Source organism: Bradyrhizobium sp. 41S5, from assembly GCF_011516665.3.
Taxonomy (GTDB): domain Bacteria; phylum Pseudomonadota; class Alphaproteobacteria; order Rhizobiales; family Xanthobacteraceae; genus Bradyrhizobium; species Bradyrhizobium quebecense.
The window spans coordinates 1,003,797-1,023,845 of sequence record NZ_CP083721.1; the positions used below are offsets into that span (position 1 = coordinate 1,003,797).

The window sequence follows — 20,049 nt, forward strand, 5'->3', positions numbered from 1 at the left end:
GCAGAACCAGGCCAAGGAGGCTGCGATGAGACGGACCCTGATCAGGTACAAGACCAAGCCGGAAATGGCGGACAAGAATGCCGCGCTGGTTGCGGCGGTGTTCGCCGAGCTGAAGGCGGCCAACCCGGATGGCGTGCGCTATCTGACCCTGCGGCTGGAGGACGACACCTTCATCCATATGGTCGAGACCGCGGCCGATGACGGCTCGAGCCCGATCCCGAAGCTGACGGCCTTCCAGGCCTTTCAGGACGGCATCCGCGATCGTTGCGCCGAGCCGCCGCTGGTTCGCAGTGCTGTGATTGTCGGAAATTATCGTATGCTGGATGCGCCGTGAACCGACGGGCCTTGAGCCGACTTGCCTTGAAGCGATCTGGCGGAGCCATCATGACGTCATCACCCCAGGCGCCGGCCGCGACCGATGTCGACGCGCTGCTGGCGGCGATGCGGACTAGGCTGCATCGCTACTGCGCCCGCATGGTTGGATCGGTCATCGACGGCGAGGATGTGCTGCAGGACGCGCTGATCAAGGCGATGGAAGCCTTCGCGTCCGCAGCCCCGATCCAGCATCCGGAAGCCTGGCTGTTCCGGATCGCGCACAACACTGCGCTCGATTTCCTCAGGCGGCGCAACCGCCGGGACGCGCTCCACGCGCTGGAGGAGGTGGACATGATGGCCGGAGAGCTTGACGACGTCGACCGCCGCGAGGTCGCGGCAAGCAGCCTGCGCACCTTCATGCGGCTGCCGGTCGCGCAGCGCTCCAGCGTGATCCTGATGGACGTGCTCGGCTGCTCGTTGCAGGAAGTCTGCGGCATCATGGATTTCAGCCTGCCCGCGGTGAAGGCCGCGCTGCATCGCGGACGCACGCAACTGCGCCAATTCGCCCGCGAGCCCGACGATGCGCCACGGCCCGGCCTGTCGCCGGCTGATCGCCTCAGGCTGAACGCCTATGTCGGCCGCTTCAACGCCCGCGACTTCGATGCCATCCGCGCCATGATCGCCGATGACATCAGGCTCGAGCTCGTCAACAAGACACGTCTGAACGGCAAGGCCGAGGTGTCGCGCTACTTCGGCAATTATTCGAAGATCGACGACTGGCACCTGGTGACCGGACAGGTCGAGGGCCGTCCCGCGATCCTGGTGTTCGATCCGAACGCACGGGGCGCCCCGCCGCGATCGTTCATGGTGCTCGACTGGTCGGCCGACAAGGTCGCGACGATCCGGGATTTCCGCCACGCGCCCTATGCGATCGACGGCGCCGAATGGGCGGTGGATCAAGGGTGATCGGCTTTCAGCGCGTGGCGCCGTGACAGCGCCACAAACTCCGTGTCGTCCCGGACAAGCGAAGCGCGATCCGGGACCCATAACCACGAATGACAGTTGGTGCGCGATGCTGGAGCCACAGCTCGCTTCGCAAAGCAAGGCGGTGGTTATGGCTCCCTCCATCTCCCTGCTTTCGCAGGGACGACAGTAGCGTGTGGGCCCGCTAGCGCGTCTTGCCGCCGAATTCGCCGTTGGCGATGCGCGCGACGCGGCTGCCGGCTGCGGCGGGTGCGCTGCTTCTTTCAAACAGCCCGTCGCCGCTGGTCTCGCGCGGCAACGGCGGCGCTTCTTCGGAGCCACCGCCCGGCCAGAACGTCAGGACGAGGTTCATCGCGGCATTGGCGAGCGCACCGACCACCGTTCCGGTGTGCTGGTAGGTCAGCGCGTATTCGGGAAATCGTCCGGCAATGGCCCTGTCGAGCACGATGAGGGCGATCCATGCGGCCATCACGCAGACCGGATCCCATCCGATGTCACGCACCCGCATCGACTGCAGCATGAAGCAGACAACGAGCAGGCCATAGAAGGCGATGATCAATGCGGGGCTGTTCGATGCCTGCGCCAGCAGCACGTCCGTCCTGCCACGCGGCATATTGCCGGTGATCCCGTAGACCAGCATCACAAAGCCGAGGCCCGCCACCAAGGTGCAGAAGAAGAAGGCCAACCGGCCCATCCGGGCGTTGAAGCCGAAGATGTAGTTCAACATGCGATGCATCCCTTTGGACCCAGCCTCGCCCGGTGATGCTTTCAAGACCATGAAGCCCGCAGCGCCTTTGCCGACCCGTGGTTTCCGGGTGCTTTACCGGATCGTTAAAGTCTGCAGCTGTTCTCCTCGGCCTAGATCGGGCCCTGCGACAATCGTTGCCTACGCAACCGGCATTATATTTCTTGCAATGGTCGATTTGGACGAATTATGATGCAAGGTGCTGGGGTATGCGCCGAAGGTTCTAATCGAGTGCCGTCGGTTCATGCTTGCTGCACACTTGCGATATCGCGCACAAAACACGTCACAGAACGGCGCGCGCAAAGCGTGACCCCCGGGCCCTCGTGATCAAGCCTGGCGGGATCTTTGGTTGAGGAGGGGAGTGAATATGAAAAAGGCATTCTGGCTGGCAGGCGCCATGAGTCTAGGCCTGGCTCTGGCGCTCGCGCAGCCCGCGACGGCGGCTGACAGCGTCAAGATCGGCTTTGTCTCGACCTTCAGCGGTCCGACCGCCGTGATCGGCAACGACATGCGCAATTCGTTCGAGCTCGCGCTCGATCACCTTGGCCGCAAGATCGATGGTAAGCCGGTCGAGGTGATCTACGAGGACGACCAGCAGAAGCCCGACGTCGGCAAGCAGAAGACCGAGAAGCTGGTGCAGTCCGACAAGGTCGACTTCATCGTCGGCTACATCTGGTCGAATGTGCTGCTGGCGTCGCTGAAGACCGCGGTTGATTCGAAGACCTTCCTGATCTCGGCCAATGCGGGTCCGTCGCAGCTCGCCGGCGAATTGTGCTCGCCTTACGTGTTCTCGACCTCCTGGCAGAACGACCAGACGCCCGCCGCGATGGGCCTGTACATGAATCAGAAGGGCGTCAAGTCGGTGTTCCTGATCGGCCCGAACTACGCCGCCGGCAAGGACATGCTCGCGGGCGTGAAGAGCACCTTCAAGGGCGAGGTGGTCGGTGAGGAGTACACGGTGTGGCCGAGCCAGCTCGACTTCTCCGCCGAACTGACCAAGGCGCGCAACTCCAAGGCCGAGTCGATCTTCGTGTTCTATCCGGGCGCCGCCGGCGTCCAGTTCCTGAACCAGTACGCCCAGGCCGGCATCAAGGCGCAGATCCCGCTCTATACCGCCTTCACCGTCGACGAATTGTCGCTGCCGCTGCAGAAGGACAACGCCATCGGCATTCCTGGCGCGCAGGAATGGGTCAACGACCTGCCGAACGCCGAGAACAAGAAGTTCGTCGAGGACTATCGCAAGAAGTATCCCGGCCTGCGCCCGACCTATTACGGCGCCCAGGCCTATGACGCCGCCCAGCTGATCAACAGCGCCGTCGTCGCGGTGAAGGGCGACCTCACCAAGAAGGACGCCATGAAGGCGGAGATGGAGAAGGCCAACTTCAAGTCGCTGCGCGGCCCGTTCAAGTATGGCAACAACCACATCCCGATCCAGAACTTCTACCTGCAGGACGTGGTCAAGGACGCCGACGGCCAGCTCTCGCTGAAGACGGTCGCGACCATCGTCAAGGACGACCAGGATAAATTCCACGACAAGTGTTCGATGAAGTGAGGGGCGGGCGCCTTTTGGCGCGCGGCTTGCTTTCTTCACCTCGCCCCGCGTGCGGGGAGAGGTCGGCGCGTAGCGCCGGGTGAGGGGGACTCTCCACGAACCGAGTCTGCGGAGCTGCCCCTCACCCCGCCCCTCTCCCCGCGCAGAGCGGGGCGAGGGAGTTCACGTGGCGGCGGCGCATGCGCGCTGCCGCTGTTTTGTTTCAGCCCGTAGTGAAGGATCTATGTATCTCGTCGTCGAACAACTGCTGAACGGCCTGCAATTCGGCCTGCTGCTGTTCCTGCTGGCGGCCGGACTGACACTGGTGTTCGGCATCATGGATTTCGTCAATCTGGCGCACGGCTCGCTCTACATGATGGGTGCCTATTTCGCGGCGACCTTCGTGGCCTGGACCGGCAGTTTTGTGCTCGGCGCGCTGCTGGCGCTGGGCGCGACGCTATTGCTCGGTATCGTGCTGGAATATGTCGCGCTCCGGCATCTCTACGGCCGCGACCATCTCGACCAGGTGCTGGCGACGTTCGGCCTGATCCTGTTCTTCAACGACGCCGTCCGGCTGATCTGGGGCCCGGCCGGCCTCGCGCTGCCGCTGCCGGCCTGGCTCACCGTGCCGGTGCAGATCATTCCCGGCGTGTACTATCCGGCCTACCGGCTGATGATCATCGCGGTCGCGCTGGCGGTCGCCGCGATGCTCTATCTCGTCGTGATGCGCACCCGCGTCGGCATGCTGATCCGCGCCGGCGCCTCCAACCGCGAGATGATCGGAGCGCTCGGCATCAACATCAAGCTGCTGTTCACGCTGGTGTTCGGCCTGGGGGCTGCGCTCGCCGGCCTTGCCGGGCTGATGCAGGCGCCGATCCTCACGGTGCAGATCGGGATGGGCGAGAACATCCTGATCCTCGCTTTCGTGATCATCGTGATCGGCGGCATCGGCTCGATCCGCGGCGCCTTCATGGCCGCGATCTTCGTCGGCATCATCGACACGATGGGCCGGGCCTTCCTGCCCGACCTGCTGCGCAAGGTGCTGAGCGGGGCGGCGGCCTCGACCGCGGCGCCGGCGCTGTCCTCGATGCTGATCTATCTCCTGATGGCGATCATCCTTGTGCTGCGGCCCGAGGGGCTGTTCCCGGCGGCCAGACGATGATGCCCAAGCTCAACGCCTCCAATGCAGTTGCGGCGCTGCTGTGCGCCGCGCTGGTCCTGCTGCCGGTCTATTCGGCTGTGACAGGCAACATCTTCATCCTCACGCTGTTCACCCGCATTGCGATCTATGCTCTGGCGGCTGCGAGCCTCAATCTGATCATGGGCTATGGCGGCATGATGAGCTTTGGCCATGCCGCTTATCTCGGCATCGGCGGCTATGCCGTCGGCATCCTCGCCGCCGAGGGCATCGGCTCCGGCTTCATCCAATGGCCGGTGGCGCTCGCGGTCTCGGCACTGTTTGCGCTGTTGATCGGCGCGCTCAGCTTGCGCACCCGCGGCGTCTATTTCATCATGATCACGCTGGCCTTTGCGCAGATGGCCTACTACGTCGCCTCCGCGCTGTCGCGCTACGGCGGCGACGACGGATTGACCGTCTACAAGCGCAGCGACTTCGCCGGCCTGATCAATTTGTCGGACCGCAACCAGTTCTATTATCTCTGCCTCGCCTGCCTGTTCGGTGGCCTCTATCTGATCTGGCGCATCGTCAATTCGCGCTTTGGCCTCGTGGTGCAGGGCGTCCGCTCCAATGAGCAGCGCATGCAGGCGATCGGCTTCCATGCCAACCGCTACCGCCTCGTCTGTTTCGTCATTGCTGGCACGATCTGCGGCCTGGCCGGCGCGCTGCTCGCCAACAACACCGACTTCGTCAGCCCCGCCGTGATGTACTGGACCCGCTCCGGCGACCTGATGGTGATGGTGATCCTCGGCGGCATGGGCTCGCTGTTCGGCCCTGTCGTCGGCGCGACCGTCTATCTGCTGCTCGAGGAGCTGCTCTCGCAGTTCACCGAATATTCGGGACTGATCCTCGGCCCGGTGCTGCTGTTGATCGTGCTGTTCGCGCGCGGCGGCATCATGGGCCTGCTCGGGAGGATGAGCCGTGGTTGATCCCTTGCTCCGCGTCGACAATCTGGTCCGCCGCTTCGGCGGCATCACCGCGACCGACAACCTCTCGATGGAGGTTTTGCCGGGCGAACTGCACGCCATCATCGGCCCCAACGGCGCCGGCAAGACCACGCTGATCAGCCAGCTCACCGGGCAGGTGATGCCGAATTCCGGCACCATCCGCTTTGCCGGCCGCGACGTCACGAGCCTGCCGTCCTATAAGCGCAGTCGGCTTGGGCTGGCGCGCTCGTTCCAGATCACCTCGCTACTGAAGGACTTTTCGGCCATCGACAATGTGGCGCTCGCGGCGCAAGCGCATGACGGCCACTCGTTCCGCTTCTGGGGCAATGCGCGCAAGGAGCGGCACCTGCGCGCCACCGCCCGCGCGGCGCTGGAGCGCGTCGGCCTCGGCCAGCGCGCCGATATCGTGGTGTCGCAACTGAGCCATGGCGAGCAGCGCGAGCTCGAGCTCGCGGTCGCGCTTGCCACCAAGCCGCAGCTTCTGCTGCTCGACGAGCCGATGGCCGGGCTCGGCGTCACCGAATCCGCGCGGATGGTCGCGTTGCTGAAGGAGCTGCGTAAGGAAGTCACCATCGTGCTGGTCGAGCACGACATGGAGGCGGTGTTCGCGCTCGCCGACCGCATCACGGTCCTGGTCTATGGTCGCGTCATCGCCTGCGACGTGCCGGACGCGATCCGCAAGGACGAAGAGGTCAAGCGTGCCTATCTCGGCGAACAGCATGCGGTGACGCGCCATGGCTGATACCAAAATGGCTGACACCAAATCCACTGAAACCCTGCTCGAAGTCGATGCGATCGAGACCTGCTACGGGTTGAGCCAGGTGCTGTTCGGCCTGTCGCTCAAGATCAAGGCGGGAGAGATGGTCGCGCTGATGGGCCGCAACGGCATGGGCAAGACCACGACCATCCGCTCGATCATGGGCCTGACGCCCGCGCGATCAGGCGCCATCCGCTTCGCCGGCGAGGCGGTGCGCGGCCTGCCGTCGTACAAGATCGCAAAGCTCGGCATCGGCCTCGTGCCGGAGGGCCGCCAGATATTTCCGAACCTCACGGTGCGAGAAAATCTCGTCGCAGCATCCGGCAATCGCCTCAACGCCTCCGATCCGTGGACGATCGACAAGATCCATGCGCTGTTCCCGCGGCTCGCCGAACGCACCAGCAATATGGGCGTCACGCTGTCCGGCGGCGAGCAGCAGATGCTCGCGATCGGCCGCGCGCTGATGACCAATCCGAGGCTCCTGATCCTCGACGAGGCCACCGAAGGCCTGGCGCCGTTGATCCGCGACGAGATCTGGAGCTGCCTGTCGATGCTGAAGGGACGCGGGCAGTCGGTGCTGGTGATCGACAAGAACGTCGGAAACCTCAGCCGCATCGCCGACCGCCACTACATCATCGAGCGTGGCAAGACGGTGTGGAGTGGGACGAGCGAGCAGCTGATTGCCGAGCCGGAGCTGCAGCACAAGTATCTCGGGATTTGAGCAGGACACCGCTTTCGCGCCATACTCCACGTCGTCCCGGCGAAGGCCGGGACCCATAACCCCAAATGCTGTTTGTTGCGCGATGTTGGAACGACGAGTCCCGTTCACAATATCCGCCGCGGCGTATCGGTCCCGGCCTTCGCCGGGACGACGAGAAAAGTGAGCCTCAAAACATCTCGAAATATTCGCGCTGCTCCCAGTCCGACACCTCGGCCTGGAAACGCTCGATCTCGGCGTTCTTGATGAAGACGTAATAGTCGACGAACTCCGGCCCGAGCGCTTGGCGGAAGAACGGATCGTCTTGAAGCGCGAACACCGCTTCGCGCAGCGACTTCGGTAGTAGCGCAGCCTTGGTCTCGTAGGGCGTGTCGGCGGACGGGCCGGGATCGAGCTCGCGGTCGACGCCGTCGAGGCCGGAGAGGATTTGCGAAGCCATGTAGAGATAGGGATTGGCGGCCGGTTCGCCGATCCGGTTTTCCAGCCGCGTCGCCGGATCATTCGTGCCGCCGAGCATCCGGATCATGACACCGCGGTTGTCGCGGCCCCAGATCGCGCGGTCGGGTGCCAGCGAATAGGAGCGGTAGCGCTTGTAGCCGTTGATGGTCGGCGTCGTGAACACGGTCGAGGCGCGCGCATGCTCGATCAGGCCGGCCAGCCAGGCGCGGCCGAGCGCGCTGAGCGGTTCGCCGGTCTCCTTCGCCATGAAGACATTCTCGCCGTTGGCCCGCGACACCAGCGACTGGTGCAGGTGCCAGCCGCTCGCGAACACGTTCGGCAGTTTCGGCCGGCACATGAAGGTCGCGTGATAGCCGTGGCGGCGCGCGATCTGCTTCACCGCCGAACGAAACAGCACCATGTTGTCGGCGGGCGCGAGACCCACGGTCGGCGCGAAGGTGAATTCGCACTGGCTCGGGCCGAACTCGACCTCGACCGAGCGCAGCGGCAGGCCGAGCGCGAGGATGTCGCGGCGGATGATCTCGAGCGCCGGCTCCATCTGATCGTAGCGCTGCTCGGTGAGATACTGGTAGCCGTGCGACAGCAGGCTGACCGACGGCGGCCGGCCGGGCTGGCCGGCGTCCTCCGGCGCCATGTGGGCGTCGTCGAGCTTGAACAGATGGAATTCCACCTCGAGGCCGGCGACGAAATCGTAGCCGCGGTCTCCGAGCTGATCGAGCACCTTGCGATAGAGGTTGCGGGTCGCGAACGGCACCGGCCGTCCGTCGCTGAAGTAGAGATCGCAGAGCACCCAGCCGGTGTTCTCCGCCCAGGGCAGCACGCGGAACGTGGTGGGATCGGCGACCATCAGCACGTCGGCCGCGCCCTCCATCTCCTTCATGCCGAAGCCGCCGCCTGATGTGAACACCGGAAACACAGTCTTGTGCGAGGTGTCCTTGGCGAGCATCGTCGTGGTGATGGAGCAGCCGCCTTCCAGCGATCGCGCCGCTTCGCTGGCGATCAGCGTCTTGCCGCGCAGGATGCCGTGCTGGTCCGGAAATGACAGCCTGACGACTTCGAGGTTCTTCTCCTCGACGATGCGGCGGAGGCGGTTCGCGGCCTCCTTCTGCTCATCCGACCACAGGCCGTGACGCTCGACGAAGCTCACCGCGTCACTCCGCCGCCGTCAGGTGATGCACCTTGCCGGCGATCTCGCGCGGCACGGGAGCTGCCCACGGCGCGCCGCGGCGGCGCTTGACGTCGACCTCCATCCAGTAGAGCTCCCAGCCTTGGGTCGGCCCGATGCCGTCCATCGTCGCCGGGCCCTGGATGCTGCGCGCCGAGGCGTCGTCGAGGAACAGCATCGGCTTCTCGCCGCCGCCGACCTTCTCGATCTCCTGCCGCAGCAGGCGGCGATATTGCACGATCGCCTTGTCGCTCTGGCCGAGATGCTCGTTGGTGCGATCCTGGATCGCGCCCATCGATTCCACCGCCCACTGGTCGTGGACGTTGATGTCGGTGCCCATGCCGGTATAGGTCGCGGTCGCCTGCTCGTGCGGATCGAAGCCGTAATCGTTGCTGCGGTTCTTGCGCGACTTGTAGTCGGGCAGCGTATAGAGCTCGAGCCGCTGGTCGCGCATCTTCTGCTTGTCGACCGGCGCCGCGTAGCTGGTGAAGATCGCATACCAGTAGCAGTTCTCGTCGTCGACCGGCACGTGCCACTGCGTGATCGTCATCTCGGTCGACATCGGGATGACGAAGCCGTGCGGGAACAGCTGGTTGGTGACGCGCACATGGGTGCGCTCCTCGTCGAGCTCGCGCAGCGCGATCAGGCGCAGGCCGTATTCGGTGTGCTCGACATTGATGATCGGCCGGTCATATTCGCGCAGGATTTTCGTCATCGGCATGTCGCTGCCGGCGGAGGCGCCGCGGAATTGCTTGCCGTAGGCGGCCGAGGTGTCCTCGTCCTCGAAGAAGCGATGCAGGAAGGAGGCGTGCGCCGGGTCGATGCCGACCTCGAGCGCCTGCAACCAGTTGCAGTTCATGTGGCCCTTGAACGCGAAGGTGTGGCTTCCGGGTGCGACGAAGCAGTCGAGCTCCGGAAAAGCCGGCGGGGCGCCTTCGCCGAGATACGCCCACAGGATGCCGCTCTTCTCCACCACCGGATAGGAGCGCTGTTTGATGCCCTTGCACAGCTGCGATCCGACAGGCTCTGCCGGAGTCTCGATGCACTGGCCACTGGTGTCGAACAGCCAGCCGTGGAAGGCGCAGCGCAGCCCGCCATTCTCGAGCCGGCCGAAGGCGAGGTCGGCGCCGCGATGCGCGCAGTGACGATCGATCAGCCCGTAGCTTCCGTCCTCGCCGCGAAACAGCACCAGGTTTTCGCCGAGCAGCCGCACCGGCCGAACCGGGCGCGGCCCGTCCAATTCATCGACCAGCGCCGCCGGCTGCCAGTACATCCGCATCAGCCTGCCGCAGGGGTCCTTAGCCCCGGTGCGGGTGATCAGATCGTTCGCTTCCTGGCTCATCATGGCGGCGTCTCCCGAGTTTGGATTTGTTCGCCTATTGAACGAATGTGCGAATTATGCCATGTCTGTTTTGGACAGCAAGCGCAATTTTTGAACCGTTCAAAGCCCATGCCCAAGCTGAAGCGGACCGATCGGGACGAGCGCGCGACGGATTTCGTCGAGGCGCTCGATCGCGGCCTGCGCCTGTTGCAGGTGTTCGGCACCGTCTCGGGTCCTGCGACCTTGAGCGATCTGGCGCGCGCCGCCGACCTGCCGCGTGCCACGGCGCGGCGCATCCTGTTCACGCTCGCGCACAGCGGTTTCGTCGCCACCGACGGCAAGCTGTTCACGCTGACCCCGCATGTGCTGACGCTGGCAGGCTCCTTCCTGCAATCCAACCAGGTGGTGACGGTGCTGCAGCCGGTGCTCGATCGCATCGCGACCGCAGCGCAGGAGATCGCCTCGCTCGCACTGCTCGACCGCGACGACGTCGTGTTCGTGGCGCGCTCGAGCCCGACGCGGGTATTCTCTGCCGGTCTCGATATCGGCTACCGGCTGCCGGCGTTCTGCACGTCTGTGGGCCGCGCCATGCTCGGCCGGCTCGGCGATGCCGAGCTCGCGGCTCGCCTGAAGGCGATGCGCCGCGATCCGGTGACGCCGCAGACCACGACCGATCCGAAGAAGCTGCTCGCCACCATCATCGCCGATCGCGCGCAGGGCTACTCACTGGTCGACCGCGAGGCGGAGCCGCATTTCCGCTCGATCTCGGTGCCGGTGCGCCGCTACGACGGCACCATCGTCGCCGCCATCAACATGGGCGCGCATGTCGATCGCGTGCCGGCCAAGGAATTGATCGATCGCTTCCTGCCGCTGCTGCGCGACGGCGCTGAGGATGTGAAGAGCAGGCTGCTTTGACGGCGCCACCAAGTCTCAGACTTTCACGACGGCTGTCCCAGCGAGTCTGTCGTAGATCGGATCCGTCTTCCGTGCGATCTGGGCGATCAGCACGATCGTCCAGATGCAGCCGAACAATCCCGCATAGGTGAACCATCGGAAAAATTCGCCAGTGAACATCGCATCCGCGATGCCGTGTTGTGTGACCAATTGGAAGATCAAGAGGGCAAACGCCGGTACGGCGCCAATTATCATCGCCAGGTAGCGGCCAATCGCCTTCAGCAGCGGAACGCCCGGTGCATCGGAATTCGCCGTGTCGATCACCCTCACGCCGACGACGCGTGCGCCTACGGTTCTGCCAGTTTTCCAGATCGTGGCTATGAGATAGATGACAAAGGCAAGCTGGACGATCCAGTCGATGGATACGCCGTGGATTGGCGTTCCGTCCTTGTCCAGCAAGTAGCCCTGGCTGACCGTTCGCGTCGCATTTCCTTCTCGCGTAAAGCGTCCGACGGCCATGGTCGCCCCGGTTGTCGCCCCGAAGAACGAGACGCGGCACACCCTTACGAAGTTCGAATCGTGCGGTGGTGGTGGATCGAGCGTCTGCGGGATGGTCTTCCCGGCTTCGCACGTACTGAAGAGGCCGCTCTCCATTTGAATCATGCCGGCCGTCATGGCGAACAACACAGCAGCCAGCATTTGAAAGGGTACGACTACGATAAGTCCGTCGATGATCGTTGCCAGCCATCGCCGCCAAAATCCGGCCCGAGGGAGCTCAACGGGCGTTTCCACGCCTGCCGCGTCAACATTCATGAGGGATACTTTGAGGTAGTTCGAGGTGAGATACGCAATCATATGTTTATTGCGTTTCGCGCGTCAATTGTCGCTTCGCCGTTTGCTTTCGGATGGACAAAAAGGGACAGGGCGCTACAGCGCCACGCTGCGCAGCCCGAACGAGCGCGCCTCGTTCTGCAGCACCGGCCGCACCGAATCGATCAGCCGCGCCGCGGCGGCATCGACGGATAGCCCAGCAGTGTCGACCACGGCCGATGCGCGCGCATAGAGCGGCTCGCGGCTGACCAGGATGTTGCGCAATTCGGCCATCGCCGAGCGGTCGTCGGCCATCGGGCGCAGGTCGCCCTGCCGGCGGACGCGGGCCATGTGCTCTTCCGGCTCGGCCTTCAGCCAGATCGTGTAGAACGACGACAGGATCAGGTCGAACGTCAGCGCCTCGGAGACGATGCCGCCGCCGGTCGCCAGCACCATCAATTCCTTGCGCGCGAGCAGCTGCGTTAGCGCGGCCTGCTCCATGCGGCGAAAGCCTTCCTGGCCGTACAGCGCGATGATCTCGGCGACCGACAGGCCGTTCTGCGCCTCGATCTCCTTGTTGAGCTCGACGAAGCTCCAGCCGATCTTCTTAGCCAGCATCCGGCCAAGCGTGGTCTTGCCGGCGCCGCGCAGGCCGATCAGCGCGATGCCGGAGAACGAGGTGCCGCGCGGCGCCAGCGGGCTGCTGCCGGCGAGCACGTCCTTGGCCTGCGCGATCTGGTTCGGCGACGCCTTGCGCAAGAGATCGCGGATCACGGCCCAGTCCGGAACGGGCTCGCTCGAGGGGATCAGATCCTCGAGATGCGCGCCCATCGCGCCTGCGACGCGGCGCAGCAGCACGATCGAGACATTGCCTTTGCCGCTTTCGAGCTGGGCGATGTAGCGTTCGGAAATGCCGGAGACCTTGGCGAGCACCTTGCGCGACATGCCGCGGAGCGCGCGCATGGTGCGCACGCGCTGGCCGAGCTGTTCGAGGAAGTCGGTTTCCGGATCGTTGGCTGCGGTCATGATCCCCGTGCGACGCGCGGTCCTGACTGAATCAGGTCCAATGGTCTAGGAAACATAATGCCGACGAGGATTGACAGCAAGCCGATGTGGTGGCTTTGTATGAATTATAATTCTTAAATCTTGACGGGAGAGGGCAGGCGCGACGCGCCTGTGCCTGAGGAGCGGGCCATGACCACCAACGCAGTGCCTTACAATGCTGTGTCCTGGCTGCTCGACCGCAACGTCGATGAGGGCCGCGGAGACAAGGTCGTGTTCGACGATACGGTGTCGCAAATCACCTACGGCCAGTTGCAGCAGCAGACCCGCCGCGTCGGCAACACGCTGCGCCGGCTCGGCGTCCGCCGCGAGGAGCGGGTCGCCATGATCATGCTGGATACGATCGATTTCCCGATCGTGTTCCTGGGCGCGATCCGCGCCGGCGTGGTGCCGGTGCCGCTCAACACGCTGCTGACCGCGGAGCAGTACGCCTACATCCTCGGCGACTGCCGCGCGCGCGTGCTGTTCGTCTCCGAGGCGCTGCTGCCGGTCGTGAAGGATATCATCGCGCGCATGCCCGACCTCGAGCATGTCGTGGTCTCCGGCAAGGACGCGCACGGCCACAAGAAACTGTCGGACGAGATCGCGCGCGAGAGCGACGTTTTCGCCACCGCGCCGACGCATGCCGACGAGCCGGCGTTCTGGCTCTATTCGTCGGGCTCGACCGGCATGCCGAAGGGCGTGCGGCATCTGCATTCCAATCTCGCGGCGACGGCGGAGACCTATGCGAAACAGGTGCTCGGTATCCGCGAGGACGATGTCGGGCTCTCGGCGGCAAAGCTGTTCTTCGCCTATGGGCTCGGCAACGCGCTCACCTTCCCGATGTCGGTCGGCGCCACCACGGTGCTCAATTCGGAGCGTCCGACGCCGGCGGTGATGTTCGCGCTGATGAACAAATATCATCCCAGCATCTTCTTCGGCGTGCCGACCCTGTTCGCGTCGATGCTGAACGACGAGGCGATGAAGACGCAAGCCGCGGGCAATCGCCTGCGGGTCTGCACCTCGGCCGGCGAGGCGTTGCCGGAATCGGTCGGCAATGCGTGGCGCGCGCGGTTCGGCGTCGACATCCTCGACGGCGTCGGCTCGACCGAGCTGTTGCACATCTTCCTGTCGAATGCGCCTGGCGATATCAAATACGGCTCCTCGGGGCGTCCGGTGCCCGGCTACAAGGTGCGGCTGGTCAACGAGCAAGGGGCCGATGTCGCCGATGGCGAGGTCGGCGAACTGCTGGTCGATGCGCCCTCGGCCGGCGAGAGCTACTGGAATCAGCGCGCCAAGAGCCGCGCCACGTTCGAGGGCGCGTGGACCCGCACCGGCGACAGATACACGCGCGATGCCGACGGCCGTTACACCTTCTGCGGCCGCGCCGACGACATGTTCAAGGTCTCCGGCATCTGGGTCTCGCCGTTCGAGGTCGAGAGCGCGCTGATCACCCATCCCGCGGTGCTCGAAGCCGCCGTCGTGCCGGAGCCCGATCCGGAAGGCCTGCTGAAGCCGAAGGCCTATGTGGTGCTGCGGCCCGAGAGCTCGGCCGACGGTTTGCACGAGGCACTGAAGGAACACGTCAAGCAGAAGATCGGGCCGTGGAAATATCCGCGCTGGATCGATGTGGTCGACAATCTGCCGAAGACGGCGACCGGGAAGATCCAGCGATTCAAGTTGCGGGAACACGAGCACTAACTCCCCACGTCGTCCCGGCGAAAGCCGGGACCCATAACCACAGGCTTTGGTTGTTGCGCAAAAGCCGTCGGACACCATTTCTCAAAACAGCGGCCGCGGCGTATGGGTCCCGGCTTTCGCCGGGGCGACGATCATGCAGAATTTGAACCCCACAGGCTTCCTCACCATCGACGGCGCCGAGCTCGAATACCGGATGATCGGTCCGTCACCCGAGACAGCGCCGACCCTCGTGATGCTGCATGAAGGTCTCGGCTGCGTCGGGCTGTGGGGCGATTTTCCCGAGAAGCTGCAGGCGGCGACCGGTGCCGGCGTGTTCGCCTATTCGCGCGCGGGTTATGGCTCCTCGTCGCCGGCAAAGCTGCCGCGTCCGGTCGACTACATGCATCGCGAAGCGCTCGACGTGCTGCCGAAGCTGCTCGACCGGATCGGTTTCCGGCGCGGCCTCCTGGTCGGTCACTCCGACGGCGCGTCGATCGCGGCGATCTATGCCGGCGCGCATCAGGATCATCGCCTGAACGGGCTGGCGCTGATCGCGCCGCACTTCATCGTCGAGGACATCTCGGTGAAGTCGATCGCCGAGATCAAGACGACGTATGAGACCACCAATCTGAAGGAGAAGCTCGCGCGCTGGCACAAGGATGTCGACAACGCGTTCCATGGCTGGAACGACGCCTGGCTCGATCCGGCTTTCCGCGACTGGGATATCTCCGAATATCTCGCCTATATCCGCGTGCCGGTGCTCATCGTGCAGGGTGCGGACGATCAATACGGCACGATGCGCCAGGTCGAGATCGCCCAGGACGAGTGCTACTGCCCGGTCGATGTCGCGGCCATCGCAGGCGCCGGCCACTCGCCGCATCGCGAGGCGCCTGCGGCGACACTGGAAGCGGTCACCGAATTCGCCAAAGCGGCGCTGCGGGACGACCCGGCACTGGCGGCCTGACTTTTGGTGCCGGTGCCAGGCCATTGGCCCAATGGGTGAATTCTTGCACATGAAACAAAATGCATGTTTTTGCGTTTTGAACTAGACCAGATCGAAAACATGCATTATTGTGCATGCTAACCACGACGACGAACCTTCAAACGAACAACAGATAAGGGTGGCCCATGGCTGGTGACGATCGCGTCCTTGCAGGCGGGGCGAAGTACATCGACTTCCAGACCAACCCGTCGCGCTACCGGCACTGGAAGCTCGACATCGCGGGCGACGTCGCGACGCTGACCATGGACGTCGACGAGAACGCCGGCCTGTTCGAGGGCTATCAGCTCAAGCTGAACTCCTACGATCTCGGCGTCGACATCGAGCTGGCCGACGCCGTGCAGCGGCTGCGCTTCGAGCATCCCGAGGTGAAGGTCGTGGTGATGCGCTCGGGCAAGAACCGCGTGTTCTGCGCCGGCGCCAACATCCGCATGCTGGCGGGCTCCACCCACGCCCACAAGGTCAACTTCTGCAAGTTCACCAACGAGACCCGCAACGGCCTGGAAGACTCCAGCGAGAATTCCGGCCAGAGCTTCATCACCGTCGTCAACGGCACCGCGGCCGGCGGCGGTTATGAGCTGGCGCTCGCAACCGATCACATCATGATGGCCGACGACGGCGCCGCCGCGGTCGCGCTGCCGGAAGTGCCGCTGCTTGCGGTGCTGCCGGGCACCGGCGGCCTGACCCGCGTCGTCGACAAGCGCAAGGTGCGCCGCGACCACGCCGACTTCTTCTGCACCATCGAGGAAGGCATCAAGGGCAAGCGCGCGGTGCAGTGGCGGCTGGTCGACGAGATCGCGCCGAACTCCAAGCTCGAGGGCAAGCTCGCCGAGCGCGTCAAGGAATTCGCCGCCAGGTCGAAGCGCAACGGGGCGGGCAAAGGCATCGCACTGGCGCCACTGACGCGCACCATCGACGACAGCGCGATCCGCTACGGCTTCGTCAGCGTCGACATCGATCGCGCCGCGCGCATCGCCACCATCTCGATCAAGGCGCCGGAAACCACAGCGCCTGCCGACATCGACGGCATGATCGCGCAGGGCGCTTCGTTCTGGCCGCTGCAGGTCGCCCGCGAGCTCGACGATGCGATCCTGCATCTGCGCATCAACGAGCTCGAGACCGCGATGCTGGTGTTCAAGAGCCATGGCGACCGCGCCAACGTCGTGTCCTATGATGCGTTCCTGGAGGCCAACAAGGCGCACTGGCTGGTCAATGAGGTCAGGCATTACTGGAAGCGCGTGCTCAAGCGCATCGACGTCACCTCGCGCACGCTGGTGACACTGGTCGAGCCCGGCTCCTGCTTCGTCGGCACCCTGGCCGAGCTCGTGTTCGCCGCCGACCGCTCCTACATGCTGATCGGCCAGAAGCAGGGCGACAACCGCCCGCCGCCGGCGATCGAACTGACGGCGATGAACTTCGGGCCCTATCCGATGAGCCACGGTCTGACCCGGCTGCAATCGCGCTTCCAGGCCGACCCGATGGATCTGGAGCGGGCGCAGGCCTCGATCGGCAAGGCGCTCGATGCGGAGGAGGCCGAGGAGCTCGGCCTCGTCACCTTCGCGCTCGACGACATCGACTGGGACGACGAGGTCCGCGTGTTCTTCGAGGAGCGCACCTCGTTCTCGCCCGACGGCCTCACCGGCATGGAAGCCAATCTGCGCTTCGTCGGTCCCGAGACCATGGAATCGAAGATCTTCTCGCGCCTGACGGCGTGGCAGAACTGGATCTTCCAGCGGCCCAACGCGGTCGGCGAAGACGGCGCACTGCGCCGCTACGGCACCGGCCAGAAGGCGCAATTCGACATGACGCGAGTTTGAGGCAAATGACGCCGTCATCCTGAGGTGCGAGCGTGAGCGAGCCTCGAAGGATGATTGGGAGCAAGCCAGCATCCTTCGAGACGCGGCGAAGACGCCGCTCCTCAGGATGACGGTTGAGCAAGACACGATAGACGTCGAACCGATACCAAGGAGCACGGCCATGAACATCATGAACGTCGATTACTCGACCAAGATTCCAAACAACGTGAATCTCGCCGAAGACCGCCAGGTGCTGAAGGCGTTGGAGGGCTGGCACCCCGGCTACATGGATTGGTGGAGCGACATGGGGCCGGAAGGATTCCAGGAATCGCTGGTCTATCTGCGCACCGCCTATTCGGTCGATCCGCGCGGCTGGGCCAAGTTCGACTATGTGCGGATGCCCGAATATCGCTGGGGCATTTTGCTCGCACCGCAGGAAGAGAACCGGGTCATCCCGTTTGGCGAAGACTACGGCAAGCCGGCCTGGCAGGAAGTCCCCGGCGAGCATCGTGCGATGCTGCGCCGCCTGATCGTGATCCAGGGTGACACCGAGCCCGCCTCGGTCGAGCAGCAGCGCCATCTCGGCAAGACCGCGCCCTCGCTCTACGACATGCGCAATCTGTTCCAGGTCAATGTCGAGGAAGGCCGCCATCTCTGGGCGATGGTCTATTTGCTGCAGAAGTATTTCGGCCGCGACGGCCGCGAGGAGGCCGACGATTTGCTGCGTCGCCGCTCGGGCGACGCGGATTCGCCGCGCATGCTCGGCGCCTTCAACGAGGCGACGCCGGACTGGCTGTCGTTCTTCATGTTTACCTACTTCACCGACCGCGACGGCAAGATGCAGCTGCACTCGCTGGCGCAGTCGGGCTTCGATCCGCTGTCACGCACCTGCCGCTTCATGCTGACCGAGGAAGCCCATCACATGTTCGTCGGCGAGACCGGCATCACCCGCGTCGTGCAGCGCACCTGCGATGCGATGACGGAAGCCGGCATCACCGATCCGAACGACATCGCCAGGGTCCGTGCGCTCGGCGTGATCGATTTGCCGACCATCCAGAAGAAGCTGAACCTGCACTATTCGCTGTCGCTCGACCTGTTCGGCTCCGAAGTGTCGACCAATGCGGCCAATGCCTTCAACGCCGGCATCAAGGGCCGCTACAAGGAAACCACGATCGACGACGATCACCAGCTGAAGAGCTCGACCTATCCGGTCATGAAGATGGTGGACGGCCAGATCAAGATGGTCGACGAGCCGGCGCTGACCGCGCTCAACATGCGGCTGCGCGACGACTACACGCAGGATTGCGTCAAGGGCATGCTGCGCTGGAACAAGGTGATCTCCACTGCCGGCATCGACTACAAGCTCGCGGTGCCGAACACTGCCTTCCACCGCCAGATCGGCGAGTTCAAGGACGTCCATGCGACGCCCGATGGCCTCTTGATCGACGACGCCACCTGGGCCAAGCGCAAGAACGACTGGCTGCCGTCGACCGCGGACGGCGACTTCATCGCCTCGCTGATGAAGCCGGTGACCGAGCCCGGCGAGTTCGCTTCCTGGATCTCGCCGCCCAAGGTCGGCATCGACAACAAGCCCGGCGACTTCGAGTACGTCAGGATCGAGAGCTGATTGTCAGCTAGCAGTTCCTCTCCTCCCGGAGGGGCCGAAAAGGGGTAAGCCGAGAAGGTCCTGGCTTGCCCCTTTTCTTTTTCTGAGACGCGCGTTCGCTCACGCGCGATGAAGCGCTGGGGCTTCCCGGCTTGACAAGCGCGATGCCTTCGCGCGGAGATCACACACAGCTTCAACACATCAACCGCAATGACGGCTTCAGCCGCTTGCCGCGGTTCGAAATTTCGGCGGGGCCATCATGAGTGAAGAGATTTTTCCGGGGCCGACCCTGCGTCCGCTCAAGCTCCAGTTCGGTGAGCAGACGATCGCGGGCTTCGAGAGCGCGGGTACCGGCCGCGACATCTTGCTGATCCACGGCAATTCGTCGTCGTCCCGAATCTGGCAGAAGCAACTCCAGGGGCCGCTTGGCGCCAAATACCGGCTGGTCGCAATCGATCTTCCCGGCCATGGCGGCTCATCGCCTGCGACCGATCCGGAGCATGGTTATTCGGGTGCAGGCTACGCCGGCTGCATTGCGGCGGCCGCAAAAGAGCTCGGCCTGAAGGATGCAGTGGTGGTGGGCTGGAGTCTCGGCGGACACGCCGTGCTCAACGCGGCCCAGTCTTTGCCGATGGCGGCCGGGCTCATGATTTTCGGCACGCCGCCGATCGCCAAGACGCCGGACGGGTTCTCCGGGTTCAAAGGGCTGTCGGCCACCACGTTCACGCCGGCGCCCAGCGATGTCGAGATCGAGGCCTGGCTGAAAACGGTGTTCGCGCCGGACTATGCGCCGTTGCCCGCGTTCGTCGATACCGATTTCCGCCGCACCGACGGCAATGCGCGCGGCTATCTCGGCGCCAGCGTGCAGGCCGGCCGCTTCGCGGATGAGGTCGAGATCGTGCGCGGCCTCGGGATTCCGCTGGCGATCGTGCATGGCAGCGAGGAGCAGATGGTCGAACTCGGCTATCTGCAACGGCTGCCCGCGCCGACGCTATGGCGCGGCCAGGTTCAGGTGGTCGACGGCGCCGGCCACGCCACGCAGTGGGAACGAGCCGCCGCGTTCGACCGGCTCGTCGACGCGTTCGCGTCGGGCCTTTGAACGA

18 protein-coding genes are annotated in these 20,049 nt (G+C 64.4%); 13 read left to right on the forward strand and 5 right to left on the reverse strand.

Annotated elements, in window-relative coordinates; all coding sequences use genetic code 11:
- The first annotated feature begins 25 nt into the window (after window positions 1-25).
- Complete coding sequence (locus HAP47_RS04750) at window positions 26-334, forward strand: hypothetical protein (RefSeq protein WP_173639223.1); 309 nt, start codon at window positions 26-28, stop codon at window positions 332-334.
- Window positions 335-384: 50 nt separating this feature from the next.
- The gene (locus HAP47_RS04755; RefSeq protein ID WP_173639222.1) at window positions 385-1,281 is read left to right on the forward strand and encodes a sigma-70 family RNA polymerase sigma factor; all 897 of its coding nucleotides are present in this window, start codon (window positions 385-387) and stop codon (window positions 1,279-1,281) included.
- A 202-nt stretch (window positions 1,282-1,483) separates the two neighbouring features.
- Here HAP47_RS04755 and HAP47_RS04760 read toward each other — a convergent pair whose 3' ends face one another.
- Window positions 1,484-2,026 (reverse strand): DUF805 domain-containing protein, encoded by a 543-nt coding sequence (locus HAP47_RS04760; protein ID WP_173639221.1) that lies wholly within the window; start codon window positions 2,024-2,026, stop codon window positions 1,484-1,486.
- Window positions 2,027-2,411: 385 nt separating this feature from the next.
- Between HAP47_RS04760 and HAP47_RS04765 the strand changes: the two genes are divergently transcribed.
- The 5 genes from HAP47_RS04765 (at window position 2,412) to HAP47_RS04785 (ending at window position 7,177) form a co-directional block, all read left to right on the forward strand.
- Window positions 2,412-3,596 (forward strand): ABC transporter substrate-binding protein, encoded by a 1,185-nt coding sequence (locus HAP47_RS04765; RefSeq protein ID WP_173639220.1) that lies wholly within the window; start codon window positions 2,412-2,414, stop codon window positions 3,594-3,596.
- Window positions 3,597-3,819: 223 nt separating this feature from the next.
- Window positions 3,820-4,737: a branched-chain amino acid ABC transporter permease gene (locus tag HAP47_RS04770; protein WP_173639219.1), complete on the forward strand. Its 918-nt coding sequence runs from the start codon at window positions 3,820-3,822 to the stop codon at window positions 4,735-4,737.
- Window positions 4,734-5,681, forward strand: a complete 948-nt coding sequence (locus HAP47_RS04775) for a branched-chain amino acid ABC transporter permease (RefSeq protein ID WP_173639218.1) — start codon at window positions 4,734-4,736, stop codon at window positions 5,679-5,681. The genes HAP47_RS04770 and HAP47_RS04775 overlap by 4 nt, the downstream gene beginning before the upstream one ends.
- The gene (locus HAP47_RS04780) at window positions 5,674-6,441 is read left to right on the forward strand and encodes an ABC transporter ATP-binding protein (RefSeq protein WP_173639217.1); all 768 of its coding nucleotides are present in this window, start codon (window positions 5,674-5,676) and stop codon (window positions 6,439-6,441) included. The genes HAP47_RS04775 and HAP47_RS04780 overlap by 8 nt, the downstream gene beginning before the upstream one ends.
- A complete protein-coding gene (locus HAP47_RS04785; RefSeq protein WP_231168760.1) occupies window positions 6,434-7,177 on the forward strand; it encodes an ABC transporter ATP-binding protein in 744 nt (247 codons plus the stop codon). The genes HAP47_RS04780 and HAP47_RS04785 overlap by 8 nt, the downstream gene beginning before the upstream one ends.
- A gap of 166 nt (window positions 7,178-7,343) precedes the next feature.
- Here HAP47_RS04785 and HAP47_RS04790 read toward each other — a convergent pair whose 3' ends face one another.
- Both HAP47_RS04790 and HAP47_RS04795 read right to left on the reverse strand, forming a co-directional pair.
- Window positions 7,344-8,780 carry a glutamine synthetase family protein gene (locus HAP47_RS04790; protein WP_173639216.1) on the reverse strand — a complete coding sequence of 479 codons (1,437 nt, stop codon included), beginning with the start codon at window positions 8,778-8,780 and terminating at the stop codon, window positions 7,344-7,346.
- Window positions 8,781-8,784: 4 nt separating this feature from the next.
- Window positions 8,785-10,143 (reverse strand): aromatic ring-hydroxylating dioxygenase subunit alpha, encoded by a 1,359-nt coding sequence (locus HAP47_RS04795; protein ID WP_173639215.1) that lies wholly within the window; start codon window positions 10,141-10,143, stop codon window positions 8,785-8,787.
- A 105-nt stretch (window positions 10,144-10,248) separates the two neighbouring features.
- On the opposite strand from HAP47_RS04795, the gene HAP47_RS04800 reads away from it, so the two are divergent.
- Window positions 10,249-11,034 (forward strand): IclR family transcriptional regulator domain-containing protein, encoded by a 786-nt coding sequence (locus HAP47_RS04800; RefSeq protein WP_173639214.1) that lies wholly within the window; start codon window positions 10,249-10,251, stop codon window positions 11,032-11,034.
- A 15-nt stretch (window positions 11,035-11,049) separates the two neighbouring features.
- Here the strand turns inward: HAP47_RS04800 and HAP47_RS04805 are convergent, their stop codons facing one another.
- Window positions 11,050-11,868, reverse strand: coding sequence for an RDD family protein (locus HAP47_RS04805; RefSeq protein WP_173639213.1), 819 nt, complete (start codon window positions 11,866-11,868; stop codon window positions 11,050-11,052).
- 72 nt (window positions 11,869-11,940) lie between these two features.
- Window positions 11,941-12,849 (reverse strand): helix-turn-helix transcriptional regulator, encoded by a 909-nt coding sequence (locus HAP47_RS04810; RefSeq protein ID WP_173639212.1) that lies wholly within the window; start codon window positions 12,847-12,849, stop codon window positions 11,941-11,943.
- A gap of 168 nt (window positions 12,850-13,017) precedes the next feature.
- Here HAP47_RS04810 and HAP47_RS04815 point away from each other — a divergent pair, with 168 nt between their 5' ends.
- From HAP47_RS04815 to HAP47_RS04835, 5 genes are all read left to right on the forward strand, one after another.
- Window positions 13,018-14,565, forward strand: coding sequence for a benzoate-CoA ligase family protein (locus tag HAP47_RS04815; protein WP_173639211.1), 1,548 nt, complete (start codon window positions 13,018-13,020; stop codon window positions 14,563-14,565).
- A 133-nt stretch (window positions 14,566-14,698) separates the two neighbouring features.
- Window positions 14,699-15,508, forward strand: a complete 810-nt coding sequence (locus tag HAP47_RS04820) for an alpha/beta fold hydrolase (protein WP_173639210.1) — start codon at window positions 14,699-14,701, stop codon at window positions 15,506-15,508.
- Between the two features lie 164 nt (window positions 15,509-15,672).
- Entirely contained in the window at window positions 15,673-17,361 is a 1,689-nt protein-coding gene (gene boxC, locus HAP47_RS04825) for a 2,3-epoxybenzoyl-CoA dihydrolase (protein ID WP_173639209.1), read from the forward strand.
- A 169-nt stretch (window positions 17,362-17,530) separates the two neighbouring features.
- Complete coding sequence (gene boxB / locus HAP47_RS04830) at window positions 17,531-18,967, forward strand: benzoyl-CoA 2,3-epoxidase subunit BoxB (protein ID WP_173640655.1); 1,437 nt, start codon at window positions 17,531-17,533, stop codon at window positions 18,965-18,967.
- Window positions 18,968-19,205: 238 nt separating this feature from the next.
- Window positions 19,206-20,045, forward strand: coding sequence for an alpha/beta fold hydrolase (locus HAP47_RS04835; RefSeq protein ID WP_173639208.1), 840 nt, complete (start codon window positions 19,206-19,208; stop codon window positions 20,043-20,045).
- Window positions 20,046-20,049: the final 4 nt, after the last annotated feature.

What these genes read in the sequence shown, in the direction of transcription:
- HAP47_RS04785 (WP_231168760.1), top strand. Translation starts at nt 6,434, where the DNA reads ATGGCTGATACCAAAATGGCTGACACCAAATCCACTGAAACCCTGCTC.
- HAP47_RS04795 (WP_173639215.1), bottom strand. Translation starts at nt 10,143, where the DNA reads ATGATGAGCCAGGAAGCGAACGATCTGATCACCCGCACCGGGGCTAAG.
- HAP47_RS04765 (WP_173639220.1), top strand. Translation starts at nt 2,412, where the DNA reads ATGAAAAAGGCATTCTGGCTGGCAGGCGCCATGAGTCTAGGCCTGGCT.
- HAP47_RS04820 (WP_173639210.1), top strand. Translation starts at nt 14,699, where the DNA reads ATGCAGAATTTGAACCCCACAGGCTTCCTCACCATCGACGGCGCCGAG.
- HAP47_RS04805 (WP_173639213.1), bottom strand. Translation starts at nt 11,868, where the DNA reads ATGATTGCGTATCTCACCTCGAACTACCTCAAAGTATCCCTCATGAAT.
- boxC (WP_173639209.1), top strand. Translation starts at nt 15,673, where the DNA reads ATGGCTGGTGACGATCGCGTCCTTGCAGGCGGGGCGAAGTACATCGAC.
- HAP47_RS04760 (WP_173639221.1), bottom strand. Translation starts at nt 2,026, where the DNA reads ATGTTGAACTACATCTTCGGCTTCAACGCCCGGATGGGCCGGTTGGCC.
- HAP47_RS04750 (WP_173639223.1), top strand. Translation starts at nt 26, where the DNA reads ATGAGACGGACCCTGATCAGGTACAAGACCAAGCCGGAAATGGCGGAC.
- HAP47_RS04800 (WP_173639214.1), top strand. Translation starts at nt 10,249, where the DNA reads ATGCCCAAGCTGAAGCGGACCGATCGGGACGAGCGCGCGACGGATTTC.
- HAP47_RS04815 (WP_173639211.1), top strand. Translation starts at nt 13,018, where the DNA reads ATGACCACCAACGCAGTGCCTTACAATGCTGTGTCCTGGCTGCTCGAC.
- HAP47_RS04755 (WP_173639222.1), top strand. Translation starts at nt 385, where the DNA reads ATGACGTCATCACCCCAGGCGCCGGCCGCGACCGATGTCGACGCGCTG.
- HAP47_RS04770 (WP_173639219.1), top strand. Translation starts at nt 3,820, where the DNA reads ATGTATCTCGTCGTCGAACAACTGCTGAACGGCCTGCAATTCGGCCTG.
- HAP47_RS04835 (WP_173639208.1), top strand. Translation starts at nt 19,206, where the DNA reads ATGAGTGAAGAGATTTTTCCGGGGCCGACCCTGCGTCCGCTCAAGCTC.
- boxB (WP_173640655.1), top strand. Translation starts at nt 17,531, where the DNA reads ATGAACGTCGATTACTCGACCAAGATTCCAAACAACGTGAATCTCGCC.
- HAP47_RS04775 (WP_173639218.1), top strand. Translation starts at nt 4,734, where the DNA reads ATGATGCCCAAGCTCAACGCCTCCAATGCAGTTGCGGCGCTGCTGTGC.
- HAP47_RS04810 (WP_173639212.1), bottom strand. Translation starts at nt 12,849, where the DNA reads ATGACCGCAGCCAACGATCCGGAAACCGACTTCCTCGAACAGCTCGGC.